The 14,890-nt window shown below is 68.5% G+C and carries 12 protein-coding genes and 2 CRISPR repeat arrays; of the genes, 9 read left to right on the top strand and 3 right to left on the bottom strand.

The annotated features are described in order from the left end of the window. Window positions 1-318 precede the first annotated feature (318 nt). Window positions 319-1,200, bottom strand: a complete 882-nt coding sequence (locus tag AC27LF_RS38320) for a phosphotransferase (RefSeq protein WP_479663809.1) — start codon at window positions 1,198-1,200, stop codon at window positions 319-321. Continuing rightward, window positions 1,197-2,597 (bottom strand): helix-turn-helix domain-containing protein, encoded by a 1,401-nt coding sequence (locus tag AC27LF_RS38315; RefSeq protein WP_479663808.1) that lies wholly within the window; start codon window positions 2,595-2,597, stop codon window positions 1,197-1,199. The genes AC27LF_RS38320 and AC27LF_RS38315 overlap by 4 nt, the downstream gene beginning before the upstream one ends. Before the next feature lie 162 nt (window positions 2,598-2,759). Between AC27LF_RS38315 and AC27LF_RS38310 the strand changes: the two genes are divergently transcribed. The 7 genes from AC27LF_RS38310 to AC27LF_RS38280 all read left to right on the top strand — a co-directional run bounded on the left by AC27LF_RS38310 (window position 2,760) and on the right by AC27LF_RS38280 (window position 9,632). Next, entirely contained in the window at window positions 2,760-3,260 is a 501-nt protein-coding gene (locus AC27LF_RS38310) for an ATP-binding protein (protein WP_479663807.1), read from the top strand. A 656-nt stretch (window positions 3,261-3,916) separates the two neighbouring features. Beyond that, window positions 3,917-4,057 carry a hypothetical protein gene (locus tag AC27LF_RS38305; protein WP_479663806.1) on the top strand — a complete coding sequence of 47 codons (141 nt, stop codon included), beginning with the start codon at window positions 3,917-3,919 and terminating at the stop codon, window positions 4,055-4,057. Then, window positions 4,054-5,262 carry a methyltransferase domain-containing protein gene (locus tag AC27LF_RS38300; RefSeq protein WP_479663805.1) on the top strand — a complete coding sequence of 403 codons (1,209 nt, stop codon included), beginning with the start codon at window positions 4,054-4,056 and terminating at the stop codon, window positions 5,260-5,262. The genes AC27LF_RS38305 and AC27LF_RS38300 overlap by 4 nt, the downstream gene beginning before the upstream one ends. A gap of 489 nt (window positions 5,263-5,751) precedes the next feature. Next, window positions 5,752-5,901 carry a hypothetical protein gene (locus tag AC27LF_RS38295; protein WP_479663804.1) on the top strand — a complete coding sequence of 50 codons (150 nt, stop codon included), beginning with the start codon at window positions 5,752-5,754 and terminating at the stop codon, window positions 5,899-5,901. A 276-nt stretch (window positions 5,902-6,177) separates the two neighbouring features. After that, the gene (locus AC27LF_RS38290; protein ID WP_479663803.1) at window positions 6,178-7,152 is read left to right on the top strand and encodes a D-alanine--D-alanine ligase family protein; all 975 of its coding nucleotides are present in this window, start codon (window positions 6,178-6,180) and stop codon (window positions 7,150-7,152) included. Between the two features lie 10 nt (window positions 7,153-7,162). After that, entirely contained in the window at window positions 7,163-8,167 is a 1,005-nt protein-coding gene (locus tag AC27LF_RS38285) for a threonine ammonia-lyase (protein WP_487227834.1), read from the top strand. Window positions 8,168-8,237: 70 nt separating this feature from the next. Further along, window positions 8,238-9,632 (top strand): UDP-N-acetylmuramoyl-tripeptide--D-alanyl-D-alanine ligase, encoded by a 1,395-nt coding sequence (locus AC27LF_RS38280; protein WP_479663801.1) that lies wholly within the window; start codon window positions 8,238-8,240, stop codon window positions 9,630-9,632. On the opposite strand, the gene murC is transcribed toward AC27LF_RS38280, so the two are convergent. Continuing rightward, on the bottom strand, window positions 9,629-11,083 hold the full coding sequence (murC, locus tag AC27LF_RS38275; protein ID WP_479663800.1) for a UDP-N-acetylmuramate--L-alanine ligase: 1,455 nt from the start codon (window positions 11,081-11,083) through the stop codon (window positions 9,629-9,631). The two genes, AC27LF_RS38280 and murC, sit on opposite strands and share 4 nt — an antisense overlap. A gap of 146 nt (window positions 11,084-11,229) precedes the next feature. Here murC and AC27LF_RS38270 point away from each other — a divergent pair, with 146 nt between their 5' ends. Both AC27LF_RS38270 and AC27LF_RS38265 read left to right on the top strand, forming a co-directional pair. Next, window positions 11,230-11,625, top strand: coding sequence for a hypothetical protein (locus AC27LF_RS38270; RefSeq protein ID WP_479663799.1), 396 nt, complete (start codon window positions 11,230-11,232; stop codon window positions 11,623-11,625). A 1,280-nt stretch (window positions 11,626-12,905) separates the two neighbouring features. Beyond that, window positions 12,906-13,157 carry an ankyrin repeat domain-containing protein gene (locus AC27LF_RS38265; RefSeq protein ID WP_479663798.1) on the top strand — a complete coding sequence of 84 codons (252 nt, stop codon included), beginning with the start codon at window positions 12,906-12,908 and terminating at the stop codon, window positions 13,155-13,157. Window positions 13,158-13,554: 397 nt separating this feature from the next. Next, window positions 13,555-13,905: a CRISPR direct-repeat array (repeat unit 28 nt; unit sequence GAGCTACCCCCGCGGGCGCGGGGACGAC). A 92-nt stretch (window positions 13,906-13,997) separates the two neighbouring features. After that, a CRISPR array of direct repeats spans window positions 13,998-14,881; the repeat unit is 28 nt; unit sequence GAGCTACCCCCGCGGGCGCGGGGACGAC. Window positions 14,882-14,890 lie beyond the last annotated feature (9 nt).

Here is a 14,890-nt window from a genome sequence, read left to right as displayed (position 1 = left end):
GCATCCCGGCCCTCTTCTGCACTTCGCGGCCACGCCAGACGTACACCCATCCCGACTCGCCAGTCGAGAGCGGTACTTCCCACAGGTCGGACCGCTCGTCCTCGAACGCGTCAAGAATGCGCCAGTCTTCGTGGGTCAGGTCGCTCAGAGTCACACCGGGCGCCGAACCTGTGAAGGCCAGAGACGCGACCTTCGAGAGCAGCTGCGCGATGGCCGAGAGCGGACGCCTGCGCCCGCTCCGGTATCCGGCCCAGAAGTGCCTTGAGGACGGCATCGAATTGCAGTGCTCCTGCGGCCAGAGGTCTGCTGGCCAGGGCGCTACATGATGCCTTTCCAGTGCCAGGGTCGAGGTTCTGCACGGCCGCGCAGGCAGTCCACTCGGTACTGAGCCTCTGCCTGCCACTCGGGGCGTGTGGCCGCGTGCTGGGCTGCGTAGGTAGTCATGCGCAACTCGCGTGCTCCGGCGAGCAGTTCGTACCCGTCCCACTCGGTGACGTCTGTGCCGTAAGCCTCGCAGAACTCGGCATACTCGGCTTGGGTGATGCCGCCGGTCGTCGTCAGTTTGACCGCGGTGGAGACGAGATCCCACTCCGGTGGTCCGATGGAGGCCCGTTCGAAGTCCATGAGGATCGGGCCGATGGCAGTGCGGGCGACGTTACCGACCCACGCGTCACCGTGCACGACACAGTCGGGTAGGCCAGCAGGCCGGTGCTCCCATTGTTCGCGGAGGTCGGCGTGCCGATCGTGGAGCCACCGGCGATCGTCCTCTGTCAGTGAGGCGGCGGCTTCGATCCGCTCGGCGACCCGTACAAACGGGTCCAGCCGGTCGAGTGGCAGGTCCGGAAGCGGCAAAGGGTGAAGCTGTTTCAGAAGGGTGACGACATCCCGAACGCTGCCGATGCCGTGCGGCGGGAGTTCAGCCCAGAACGTTACCGGGCGGCCCGCGGCCTCGACTGGCTGCTCGACCGGCAGCGCGCGGATGGCGGGCACTGCGTTGTCGGCCAGCCAGCGGGCCACGAGGACCTCACGCACGGCCGCTTTCCACTGGCCGGCGCGCACGATACGGACGATCACCTCCCCGGGGAGGCGCCATATCTCGTTCTCGGCGATCCGAAGGGGCTCAGCGCCTGCTGGGTCGAAGCCTGCCTGGACGCAGGCCTCGACCAGTGCGGCGCGGTCAGGGACGGCCGAGATCGTCATGCCTGCAAGGCAGCGGTGATCCGCCGGCGCAGGTGCGCCGCCTCCTCCAGTGTGCGGTGCTGCCCGGCGAATCGGCGGAGCTCCCGTAGGTCGTCGGCCGCCCTTTGTGAGGTGAGCCGTCCGACGTCGTCGAGCGCCTGGTGCCCGATCGCGATCGCCTGCATTGGGTCGCCCTTGGCCATGACCAGCGACGCCAGCTTCGTTCGGGAAATGCCGCGCGAACGTGCGTAGTCGTCGCCGTGCCCGGCGACCGCCGTTGCGAAGCGTTGCGCGGCCCGCCCTGGATCCTGGTTGGCGTGGATGGACAAGTCGAAGAGCGCATGGGCCGTGTCGCCGTGGTGCTGGGCGTCGTCGTAGTAGTGCATCCAGGCCGGGTCCTCGGTCGGGTTCGAGTGGGCAAATGCATCGTCGGCCGCGCCGACTGCGGCCAACGTGCCCTGTACGTCGTGCAGCTTGCCGAAGGCCCTGGCGCGGGCGCTGTGCAACATGGCCTGAATGGTCGGCGTGAGCCGGTCGGCGCGGACAAGGCCTTTCTCCGCGTATGTCAGGCCCTCGTCCGGATCGCCGAGCCAGGTTGCCTGTCGGGAGAGGAAGGAGAACGTCTTGGCTCGAAGCCACCAGTCGCCAGCCTCCTCCGCGCATTCGGAAGCGACCTTGAAGGCGACCCGGGCCTCGTCGTGGGCGTAGGCGTCGAAGTGTGTCGCGCCGACCACGATGCCCAGCCGCGCGACGTGGCCGAGGAGTTCGAGGCGGAGGGACTCGGGGCAGTCGACGGAGAGCAGCCGTACGGCCCATTCCATCGAACGGCTCGCGAAGTCACCGACCAGGCCGCCGCCTCCTTGGGCGTTGTCCCAGCGGTGGACGCTGTCGGCGATGAGGCGCAGTTGGTCGAGGTCCGCGGGGCGAATTCGGTTCGGGAGTTCGGGCGGTGCGGTTGGGGCCACGAGTCGGGCGAGGTCTATCGGGGCGATGGCGGCAAGGCTGGTGGCAGCGAGAAAGGCGCGTCGGTCCACTGGCGGAAGGCTCTCCGGTAGCGGGGCTGAGGTCTCTCCGCCCAGCATGCGGCCTCCGTAGACCTGAATGCTGCCCTCCACCGGTACACGACGGCCACTATCCGCATCAGACCGGCTTTTATCCGCATCACCGAATACCATCCCCCACGCCCGGGTGAGGACTCCGCCCGTTTCGAGGACGGCGTCCAGGCGCTCGGCGAGGTCCCGCCGGCACCGGTATGTGCCCTTCTCAATCTTGGAGATCACGGCAGGGCTGACCTGGACCATCGGCCCTAACTGGGCTGCACGCAAGCCTGGTTGGCGCTTACGCCAGTAACGCAGTTCGGCACCGAACCACTCCTGTGGTGAGGCATCCGGGGTGAGTTCTTTCTCGGGCTGCGGCATCTGCGCCCCCTGGGTCGTGATGCGGATTTCACAAGTCTCCGCATCCGGATCTGCACGCGGGTCTCGCGGCCTGGCTAAATGGTTGCCGACCGGTTCCCCACCAGTACACACCGCAATCGAACCTCGTTGGTGGGGATTCCGCCAGACCGAAGTGGATCTGTGATGGCCGACCTCTTGGAATTGCCTACCCCGCCAGCAACCGGCGTGCGTGCGACGACGCACAGCAAGCCGGGCCACCTGGAGATAGACCTCGACGTCACCACCGAGGCCGTGCCCCTCATCCGGTCCATCGTGCACGCCCACCTGAAACTGTGGGGCTTGGCCGCCCTGAACGATGATGCCAGGCTCGCAGTCTCGGAGCTGCTGACCAACGTCCTGCGCCACGTAGCGCCCGACGCGCGTACCGAGAGGAAGAATGCGCGGCTGACGGTCACACGCGTCCCCGGAGCATTGAACATCTGCGTGCGCGACTTCGAACCGACGTTGCCTACACTCTCCAACCAGCAGCTTGACACCGAGGGCGGCCGGGGTCTGCATCTCGTCAAAGCCCTCGCCGACGACTTCGGCGCCTCCCCGGTCAAGGGAGGCAAGGACGTGTGGGTGACCTTCCTGATCAGCGGCGGCGCCACGAGCGAGAGCCAGCAGGCGCAGGAGACGCCGTGACCCGCCCGAGAATGACCACACAACTGGCCCCTGTTGCACAGGATTACGCCGGACCCGTCGACGATCCCGGCTACCGACCAGACGCCGAAACCCTCGCATGGGTCGAGCACGCTCGCACGCCACGCGGCGAGGGGCTATCTGGCGGCTGCCGTCAGGCTCCGGAACGCGCACCGCGAACGGTTGGGACGGCTTCTGACCTCGGAGAGCGCCCGATTGACGAACGGCACATCAAGGGACAACTGATGCGAACCCCGAAGCTCTGGCCGCGCCGCAAACCTCGGCCCTCGTTGTCCGAGGCTGAGCAGAACAGACAGCGCAATCTTGAGCGGATCCTTCACCCGCCGGGCCCGACGCTCGCGGGCCGGTGGTGGTCCCTCGTGTCTGCGGTTGAAGGCCTCTGGGGCCGGCACGTCAGCCAGCGGGAGTTGTACCGCATGTTCGACGATGCCCGCCTCTTGATGGAAGTGGAACAGATTCCACGCACCGGCCCCGAGCGTGGGCTGGACCGGCTCAGGCGGGCCGCGCTCGGCGCGCGCCCGTCACGGGACCGCGGCAAAGCGCCCGCTCAGGCTCAGCGTCCCCCGAATGGGCTGGAGCGGGTTCGATGGGGCCTTACGACCGGACGGTTAGCAGTTCAAGACCAGAGGAGGACCAGCGTGCGTGCTCGGTGGATTGTGGAAGCCACAGGTGGCGGTAACCCCCAGGACGACAGCGACTCCGGCAACAAGCACGGCGGAGGCGGCTCCGACGAGGGCGGCAACACCAACGACGGACAGGGACCGGCGGACGGACGATGAGTCAGATCGCACAGGCGTCAGGCCCGGAGCGGTTGGCAGCCGAACTCATGGCGAAGAAAGTGCTGACGTCGGACTGGCTGGAAGCGTTCCAGGCTGTACCCCGTGACCGGTTCGTCCCGGACGTCATCTGGCCCGGCCATGCTGGGCAGAACCGCCAGGATGACCGGGTCCTGCGTGCGGAGACGCCGGATCTGTGGTGGGATGCGGTCTACCGTGACGCGCCCATCACGACGCAGTGGGACGACGGGGCTTATACGGGCCTCAAGAGGGGGCGCATCGCTTCCTCGTCGAGTTCCATGCCGACCATGGTCTTCTCGATGCTCGATGCCCTCGACGTGCGCTCCGGGCATCGTGTCCTGGAGATCGGCACCGGCACCGGGTGGAACGCGGCGTTGCTGTCCCACCGTGTGGGCGACGAGAATGTGGTGACCGTCGAGGTGGACAAGGCGCTTGCCGCCGATGCACGCGCCCGCCTCAACGCCGCCGGTTACGCTCCCCGCGTGGTCGTCGGCGATGGCACGATCGGCTACGGCAAGGGATCCCCCTACGACCGGATTATCGCGACGGCCTCCGTCCAGATGATCCCGTCCCAGTGGATCGGTCAGGCCCGCCCCGGCGCGATCATCGTGGCCCCATGGGGCCCCACCTATGGTGGCGAAGGCGTCGTACGACTCACGATCGACCAAACCGGCCGCGCGGAAGGCCGCTTCGTCGGCTCCTCCGCTTTTATGCGGTTGCGTCAGCAACGTAGACGCTTGCCAGCTACCGAACGCTTGGTCGACCCGCAGACCTGGCCGGCCGAGGCGGAACTGTCGACCACGGGCCTGTCACCGGACGACGTTGGCGACTGGATCGTCATGTTCGCGATCGGTGTCCAGGTCCCAGACCTCTTCCTGCGCATCACCAACGGCGCAGAGGGGGCCTACCGAATGTGGCTCTTCGACACGGGCGTCACGAGCTGGGCCACTGCCGACTATCTGGAGACCCGGACCACGTTCCAGATCGCTCAGGCCGGGCCGCGAAAACTATGGGACGAGCTGGAGGCCGCCTACTCGTGGTGGGAAGCCCAGGACAAGCCCTCGTTCGACCGATTTGGTCTCACAACCCGCGGAGGACCCGGCTGCAAAATATGGCTGGACGCCCCTGACAACCCCGTCCCCACTCCCTCCGTGCAGGGGCCGAGTCCAGGCGGTCATGGATCGTGACGGCCAGACCACCGCGATCAGTTGTGCGTCATGCGTCGGTGCTGCCTGCTGGTCCGGAGGACCCAGCGGTAGGTCAGAAGGCGGAGCTGAGCATCGTGTGCTTGCCTTGGATGCTCTGATGGCCGAGTTGCACGCCGCGGAGGCCGCCTGGCGTATGCAACGCGGTGTCCGCACGCGGTTCCGGGCGCTGGACCGGAACGGCGCCTGTGCCGTATTCCCTCTATGCGATCAGGGTCGAACTGGCTCCGGCCATCGGCGAGTGACCGGCTTGTCCCCACCGGGCCGTTTCGCGAGGCCCCGGCGCAGCTCTGCCCCGGGCCGGCTCCAGGCTCCACCCGTTGCGCTCGCGGCCCGGCTCGGCATCGCCCCCTTGAGACCCCGTGCTCGTCGGCAGGTGACGCCCCAGGACGCCGACGAGCACGGCCCAGCCCCTGCGGCCGGCAAGGTTCCGGCCCCGGCCGCAGGCCCCTATACCGAAACGAGCCCTCCATGACGAAGCTGCTTCTCTTCAGTGTCTTTTGGCTGACCGGCGTTGCTGTCCTGCACGCCGCGCGGCCTGCACCTGGCATCGCGCCCATGGCTCGCCTGCAGGAGGAAGAGGCCCGACGCTTCGCCGATTTGTACAGGAAGGTGTCATGAGACTGCAGCCCGCCGAGACGCGCTAGACGAACCGGGCCTGCGGTGGTCGCATCCAGGGCCCTATTTCCCCGGATCGGCCCGAACCGTTTGAACGCCTGCCTGGTGGCCCGGATGTCCAAGGCCCGGCTATCAGGCAGGAGCTACTCCCGATGCTGGTCAGCCGCATGTTCCGACGGCTCAGCGCATCCCGGCGCGGGAGTCTGCCCCCTGCCGCCGGGCTTCCCCCGTCTTGGCGGCAGGGGGCCCGACAGCCCACGTGATGAGACGGAGACGTTTATGCGTATCGCCCCTCTTGCCCCCTCCGAACTCAGTTCGCCGGTTGCGGTGATCACCGGCGGTTGGTCCCGGGAGCGGGACCGTTCCTGCCTGTCCGGCCCGACCGTGGCCGCGGCCTTGGATGAGATGGGAGTCAAAGCGCGCGTTATCGACCTCGCCGCTTCCCGTGAGAATCTGCTCGATGGTCTGGGCGACGCTGAGAAGGCGTTCCTCGCCATCGCCGGCCGGGGCGGAGAGGATGGCCGCCTTCAGGGCATGCTGGAGACTCTTGGTGTCCCGTACACGGGGTCCGGGGTGCTGGCTTCCGCCATCGGCATGAACAAACTGCATGCCAAAACTTTGGTGTCGGCTGATGGCGTACGGGTGCCCCAGGGAACCCGTATTGACCCGACAGCCCCCGTCGGGGACGAGGCCGCACGCGTCAGCGGGCTGCTGGACCTTCCGGTGATCGTCAAACCGGTCAGTGAGGGCGGGTCGATCGGGCTTCACGTGGCCACCACGCTGGAGAGTCTTGCCGCGGCGCTCGTGGGCGTCGCCGATGGGGAGCTGATGGCCGAGGCGTTCCGCCCGGGCCGCGCGGTGAGTGTCGGGATCCTGGAGGACCAGTGCGGTGCGCTGCACGTGTTGCCCTGCCTGGAGGCCCGGACGCCGAACGGGATCTACTCCTATGCGGCCAAGCGCGGCAACGCCGAGTGTGACTACCACTGTCCGGCCCGTGTCAGCGGCCAGACGCTGAAGGACTTGCAGGAGCAGGCGGTGACCGCTCACCGGGTTCTGGGCTGCTCTTCGTACTCGCGGCACGACTTTGTCGTCGGTGACGACGGCCGGTGCTGGTGGCTGGAGGTCAACACCCTGCCCGGCCTGTCGAAGGGCGGGAATCTGGCGCGGATGGCGCAGGCCGACGGGATCTCCTACGAGCTGCTGCTGACGCATATCCTGCGTGGTGCGGACACCGACCGCCGTGGCCGGATGTGAGGTGGCTGCGGTGACAGTCACGATTCAGCATGTCCTCGGCGCCGTCGAGAGGCTTCGCGGGGTGGCCTTACGCACTCCCCTGCTGACGTCGGCCGCCCTCAACGCGCAGCTCGGCCGTCCGGTGTGGGTGAAGGCTGAAAACATGCAGCTCACGGGGAGTTTCAAGCTCCGCGGTGCGTACAACGCGCTGGCCGTGCTTGATGCGCGGGACCGCGGCCGGGGCGTCATCGGCGCCTCCTCCGGCAATCACGCCACCGCGCTCGCGTGGGCGGCGCAGCGCTTCAATACGCGGGCCCTGGTGGTTGTCCCCGGGGACCTGCCCGTCGCGAAACGCCGGGCTGTCGAAGGCATCGGTGCCCGCGTCGTTACCTACGACCGGCGTTCTGGCTGCCGTGACGAGGTGGTCGAGCGGCTCGCCCGCCGGCACCGGCTGGCGGTCGTGCCGTCGGCGGACCACGTGCAGGTCGTCGCCGGAGCGGGCACGGTCGGCTGGGAGATGCTCCAGGAGGTCCCGGACCTGACGACGCTCCTCGTGCCGGTCGGCGGTGGCGGGCTTGCGGCCGGAACCGCGGTTGCGGCCACCGGTCATAACCCGGGCCTGCGGGTCTTCGGTGTGGAACCGGCCGCCGCCGATGACACGGACCGCTCGTTGCGTGCGGGCGCCCGCATTACCATCCCGCCGCCGGTCACCATCGCCGACGGGCTGGGCCACTGTGCACCCGCCCGCATTCCCTTCGAGGTCAATCAGCGTCTGCTCGCCGGCGTCCTCACCGTCCCCGAGGAGGCGATATCCGCGGCGATGGCGTACCTGTTCCGCTATTTCCGTCTCGTTGTCGAACCGTCCGGGGCCGTCGCCTTTGCCGGCCTGCTCCAGGCCGGCGACCGTCTTTCTGCGGGGCCGGTCGGTGTCGTCGCATCCGGCGGGAACGTCGACTGGACCGCTTACCGAACTCAGCTCGATGGTGCCATGACCCGAACGGAGGTCCCGGCGCATGCCGCCCCCGTGCTGCACTGACGCGTCCCCGCCTAGAGCTGTCCACGACCCGGTAGTGTCCCGAACAACCCGTCTGACCAGGGAGAATCACGTGCATCCAGTTTCCTTGACCACGATCGCCGCCGTGACCGGCGGCCGTCTCGCCGATGTCCCCGATCCCGACGTCCGGGTCACGCAGCCCGCCGTGTTCGACTCCCGCGACGCCGTCCCCGGGGCGCTGTTCCTCGCGCTCAAAGGGGTCGCCAGCGACGGTCACGCCTACGCGGCGGGCGCCGCCGAAAACGGCGCTGTCGCGGCGCTGGTCACCCGGCCCGTCGGTGTTCCCGCGATCGTCGTGGACGACGTCCTGACGGCGGCCGGACGGCTCGCGCGTTTCCTGCTCCACGACGGGCTGGGCGCCGTCACCGTCACGGCCATCACCGGGTCAGCCGGCAAGACCAGCACGAAGGACTTCACCGCGCAGGTGCTCCCGGGCAACGTGGTCGCCACACCGCAGTCCTTCAACAACGAGATCGGTCTCCCGCTGACCGTCACCCTGGCCGACCGGAGCACGGATCACCTCGTGCTGGAGATGGGGGCACGCCACATCGGTGACATCCGGGGCCTCACCCAGATCGCCGCACCGGACATCAGCGTCGTCACCAACGTCGGCACCGCGCACGTCGGTGAGTTCGGCGGCCGGGAGAACATCGCCCAGGCCAAAGGCGAAATCGTCGAGGCGCTTGAGCCGAACGGTCTCGCCGTCCTCAACGCCGACGACAACTTCATGCCCCAGATGCGGCAGCGCACCCGCGGGCGCGTCGTCACCTACGGACGCGGTGAGAAGGCCGTCATCCGGGCCGTGGACGTCACGATCGACGACCACGGACGCCCCTCATACCGGCTCATCACTCCCGAGGGCAGCGCGCACGTCCGGCTTCAGTTCGTCGGGGAGGTCCAGGTCCACAACAGCCTGGCCGCCGCGGCCGTCGCACGTGAAGCCGGGCTCAGCGCCGAGGAGAGTGCCGCTCGCCTGTCGGACGCGCTTCCCCGCTCACGCTGGCGGATGGAGACCACCCTCCGCGCCGACGGCGTCACGATCGTCAACGACGCCTACAACGCAAACCCCCACTCGATGCGTCATTCCCTCAACGCACTCGTGTCCATGACCCGCGGCCGCGGCCAGCGGTCCGTCGCCGTACTCGGCCGGATGAACGAACTCGGCAACGACACACGCACCGCCCACACGGAACTGGGACGCTACGCCGCCGAACTGGGCCTGGACCGGATCATCCTGGTAGGAGGAGACGAAGCCCGATGGATGCAGGAGGGCCTGAGCAGCGCCGGCGGGAAGGCCGACCACCTGCCCGATCAGGATGCCGCCCTGGCCCTGCTCCACGACACACTCCAGGCCGGCGACGTCGTCCTGGTCAAAGCAAGCCGAGGGGTCCAGCTGCAGGAACTTGCCGCAGCACTCCTGCAGCCAAACCCCACCACCGGCGCCTAGGCCGACCGGGCGACCTGCTCGCCGAGCGCGGCCTGCAACGTGGGCCCAGACTCCACAATGTCACCGCAGCCCATCAGCACGACCACGTCACCCGGCCGCGCGACCTCGGCCACCTGGACCACGGCCTCGGCACGGTCCGGCAGCACATGTGTGACGCGCCCGCCCGCGCCGGCCACCTGGGCCGACAGCGATTCCAGCACGGACGACTTCAACCCGTGCGTGCTGTCGGTCAGCACCACCTGGTCACAGGCGGCCAGCGCCTGACCGAAGGCGGCGCCGAACGCGTGGAGACGGGCCTGGTCGGACGGCTGGAACACCGTGATCAGCCGGAAGCCCGGACCGACGAGCGACCGCGCGGCCTCCAGGTCGGCGCGCACCTCCTCGGGGTGGTGGGCGTAGGAGTCGAAGACCCGCACCTCGTCCACCACCCCGGCCGGGGTCATGCGCCGCACCACACCGTCGAAGACGGCCAGCTGCTCGACCGCGAGACCGCAGTCCCGGCCCACGGCACCGATCGCAGCGATCGCGGCCGCCGCGTTCAGGAGCTGATGTACCCCCGGTACCCGCACTGTCAGGGAGAACGCCTCGTTACGCGGCCCGCGCAGCACCGCCGTGCTGCGCCCGTTCGCGGTGGCCGTCTCCGTCAGCCGCCAGTCCGCCGAGGCCGACGTACCGAACGTCACCACCCGCGGGCCGTCCCCAGCCGTAGCGAGGCGCGAGCCCAACTCGCGGCAGCCGGGAGAGTCGACGTTGAGCACCAGGGTGCCCCCCTCGTGCAGGCCGCCGCGGATGCACTGCTCGTAGGCGTCGACGTGGTCGGACACATCCGCGTAGTGCTCCGGGTGGTCGTGTCCGATGTTCGTGATCACCGCCACCCGCATGCGCGTGCCGATGTGCGAGCGATCCGACTCGTCGACCTCGGCGACGAAGAAGGCCCCATGGCCCAGACGCCCACCGCTGCCCGGCACGTCGAGGTCGGCCCCCACGACATGCGTCGGGTCCTCGCCCATGCGCCTGAGCACGAACGCCAGCATTCCTGCGACACTCGACTTGCCGTGCGTGCCCATCACCGCAATCGGCGTGCGGTGGCTGCCCATCAGCGCGTTGAGCGCGGCAGAGCGGTGTACCACGGGAATACCACGCCGCCGTGCCTCGATGATCTCCGGGTTGTTCTCCGGGACGGCGTAGGTGAACACGACGGCGGTCGCATCCCCCGGCACATGGGCAGGTACGTGTCCGATACGGACCTCGGCCCCGAGCCGGGCCAACTCCTTCAGCCCCTCAGCCGGCCGGACATCACTCCCCGACACAGTGAACCCGCGTTCGGCGCACACCCGCGCAAGCGGCAGCATGCCCATGCCTGCAACACCGACGAAATGCACACGGGACAGATCGACAGGACAAGCAGTCGACACGTCCGGACTGATCCTCGGGATGGCGGTCTCTGCCATGAAACAACTCCCTCCAAGGCGGCGCCTGCCGCCTCAACTGGCAATGGGCGCCTTCGCGTTGGAAGGCACACCACAACGCTCCCGCCCCGCCCCGTAAACCGTCCACGACCAGCAGTGCTGCGAACCCGTTCGCAACACCACACACCATGAAAGCCCCGAACTACCCACTCGCGCTCGCCCTCGCCGAAGCGGGATGGAACAACAACGAAACAGCCCGCCGCATCAACAACCGAGCCCTGCAACAAGGCCACCACCACGTCGCCGTGGACCGCTCCCGGGTCAGCCGATGGATCCGCCACGGCGAGAAACCACGCCCACCCGTCCCAGACCTCCTCGCTGAACTCCTCACCGAACACCTGAACCACCCCTACACACCCCAACTCCTCGGCATCGGCCCAGCACGCGGAATACTCGTCCTCCTGGACCCAAGCGAACACCAAGCCCTCAAGGCCATGGCCGCTGCCGCAAACATGCCACTGGAACGCTACGCACACACACTCATCCGCACCGCCCTCACACCCGAGCAGAGCCCGGCACGGTGACACAGACACGAACCCCCGCGCACCCAGACGCAACAAACCGCAGCTGACATACTGCGACAAAAAAAGGGGGGGCGCGCTCTGCCGAACCCCGCCTGATCCACACGAACAATGCCGACCGCGAAGGCCCCACGGCTATCAGGCTTCCGCCCCCACCAGCACCATGCAACACGAAAGCACCTACCCCTACCGCACAGCGAGCGGCCGACTGCACCCCCGACGATGAGTTGGCTTGGCTCCAACCAAAGCCAGACGAAAAAGCGCCTGCAGGCGAGGCGGCATCCCGGCACAGCCCCCCAGGACGGCCACGGGCACGGAGAGAAGCCGGGCGGTGAGTTCCTATGGGCCAGCAGGAAGAACGGGCGCTTGTCCCGTGCTCGGTCGCTTCAGTCGCTTGGGTCGCTGGCCTTCAGGAAGCCCCAGCCAAGGTCGAACACCCCGTTCGTGCACGACGAACGAGTCCCCTGTCCCCGAAAGCACGGGACAGGGGACTCGTTGGCCCGGACCGGAACAGACCACCCAGCACCTCGATCATCCAAGACCACCACCATGACCGGACAGGACACCGTGGGATCCCCACCCGACCCCGTACACCATCCACCGCCGGCGCAAAGACTCCTCACACCGAACCCGACCGGCCGACCGCCCCCAACACGCAGACACACAGCACACGTCACAGCCGGCGCAGACAAGCCTGCGGCACCTGCCCACCAGGCACCACCCGCCACAGGCTCCCGTCCGCCCCGCACGCCCGATAGGCCGGACCACTCTGAGTCCGCGCGACAGCCACCACACACGAACGCACGACCTCACCCTTGCTCAGATAGTGATGAACCGGAGACCGCAGCGTAGCCACGGGCCCGTCATGAGGCCCGGGACGGCGCACCGCCACCCGCTGCGTCGCCTCCCACCGGACATCACACGGCGTAACCACCGAACCATGCTCCCTCACCACGGTCAGCGCCGAGGCCCCCGCAGCAGACGGAACCAAACCAGCAAGGACCGCCACCGACACCACCACAGCCGCCATCCGAAATCGTGTCATACCAGCCCAACTATCAGCTGTCCTCTGTAAGTCACGGCATCATCGCGAAAATCACCGACAAGAGGCACCCTGAAAGACGCACCGAACCCCCGGCCATCAGGTATGCCCGAGCCATGCTCCAGACCTGTCAATCGAGCTCGCCGGGGGGCGTCGTGAACGTGGTGTCGGGTTCGTGCTCACGGTGTCGCCTGGGAACCTCTCGGGGAAGGGTCCCAGATGGGTCGGAGATCATGTGGTCATGAGCGAGCGCGAGAGTGGTGGGGTGGACCAGCTGGACCGGTCAGCACCGCACTATGTCGCGGCGTCGGGTGATTTGGCCGCTGTTCGTGCCGCGATCGATGCCGGGGCGGACGTATGTGCTGGTGACTCTGCTGGGTGCACTCCGCTGCACTACGCCGCGCAGGCTCAACGGGCCGATATTGCCGTCGAGTTGCTGGCTGGCCGTGCCGTCGCGGATACCGTGGACACGCAGGGGAACACGCCGCTGTAGCGGGCGGTGTTCCATTACCGCGGTGATCCAGCCGTGCCCGATGTACTGCGAGAAGCGGGCGCCGACCCGGATCGGACCAACGCGCATGGGGTCAGTCCGCGGCAGTTGGCAGGGCGGATCGCGAACTACAACGTCGCCAGATATGTGAACTGGTAGGCACGGCCGCCTGATGCACTCCTGCCCGGCTTGCTGGTCACTCGCCCGCGTAGTCTCAGTGATGGCGATGCGGGTGGAGGACTCGTCGACGATGCCTTTCTCCTCGGTGAAGGCGGCGATGCACGACTGCCAGCCGATGTTGTCGACCGAGCGGGGCAGTCCGCAGCTGGTGAGGTGGATCAGCTCGACGGCGTCGTCGGAAAACAGCGTGTCCTGCCATCCGGCCATCGTGAGGTGGTGCGAGCTACCCCCGCGGGCGCGGGGACGACTAGGCGGGGAAGCCTGCGGCGAGCCGGTCCCGGGAGCTACCCCCGCGGGCGCGGGGACGACCTGGGATGCGCCTCTCGGACCCGGACCGCCAAAGAGCTACCCCCGCGGGCGCGGGGACGACGTCAGCGCGGCCGGCGGTTCCCCCGGGGGCCTGGAGCTACCCCCGCGGGCGCGGGGACGACTGGGACGACTGGGACGACTGGGACGACAACCGTAAGCCGACGTCCGACAAAGAGCTACCCCCGCGGGCGCGGGGACGACGCTGCGTCGACGTCCTTGCTCTCTTCCTCGATCGAGCTACCCCCGCGGGCGCGGGGACGACCGGGGGAAGAACGTGATGGCGTGCGTCGCCTCGGAGCTACCCCGCGGGCGCGGGGACGACTTTTCGGACAGCCCTCATGGAGGCTCGAACCGGGAACTACCCCCGCGGGCGCGGGGACGACTCCTACGTGAAGGACAAGGACCCGAGCAAGGAAGAGCTACCCCCGCGGGCGCGGGGACGACATGACCGTGGTGATCACCTCCATCGCGTTCGCGGAGCTACCCCCGCGGCCGCGGGGACGACACCCGGACGAACTGTGGACCGTGGACGACCCGGGAGCTACCCCCGCGGGCGCGGGGACGACTTGGCGGCTCACGGGCGCACGTCCTTCCTGGTCGAGCTACCCCCGCGGGCGCGGGGACGACGGCGGCGGCGTGGCTCAGGTCGGCGTAGAGGTGCGAGCTACCCCCGCGGGCGCGGGGATGACCTGTACCGCCTCATGACCCGCATCATCGCCGTGGAGCTACCCCCGCGGGCGCGGGGACGACGGGTACAGCAGCGTGTACGGCGGTGGAACGGGGGAGCTACCCCCGCGGGCGCGGGGACGACTGGATCTCGACGTTGGTGGCGCCGAACTCCAGGGAGCTACCCCCGCGGGCGCGGGGACGACATGACCAAGAGCACCAAGAGCCTTCAGGTCACCGAGCTACCCCCGCGGGCGCGGGGACGACCCCACACCGACCCTGCGTGGTGCTGGTGGGCGGGAGCTACCCCCGCGGGCGCGGGGACGACTGCTGCCAAGAAACGGGAGCGGACGAAGAAGGCGAGCTGCCCCCGCGGGCGCGGGGACGACTCATGACCTGCGGTGTTGTCAGGTGATCATGTCGAGCTACCCCCGCGGGCGCGGGGACGACCGCCAGCGCTCGGCGAAGGTTTCGGCATAGCAGGAGCTACCCCCGCGGGCGCGGGGACGACAGACCCCCCAGGAGAAGGCCGACATCGCTGCCCGAGCTACCCCCGCGGGCGCGGGGACGACCCACACGCT

Source organism: Streptomyces diversicolor (assembly GCF_057537855.1).
The sequence above is the reverse complement of the archived record's forward strand: the minus strand, read 5'-3'. Positions and strand labels throughout refer to the sequence as shown.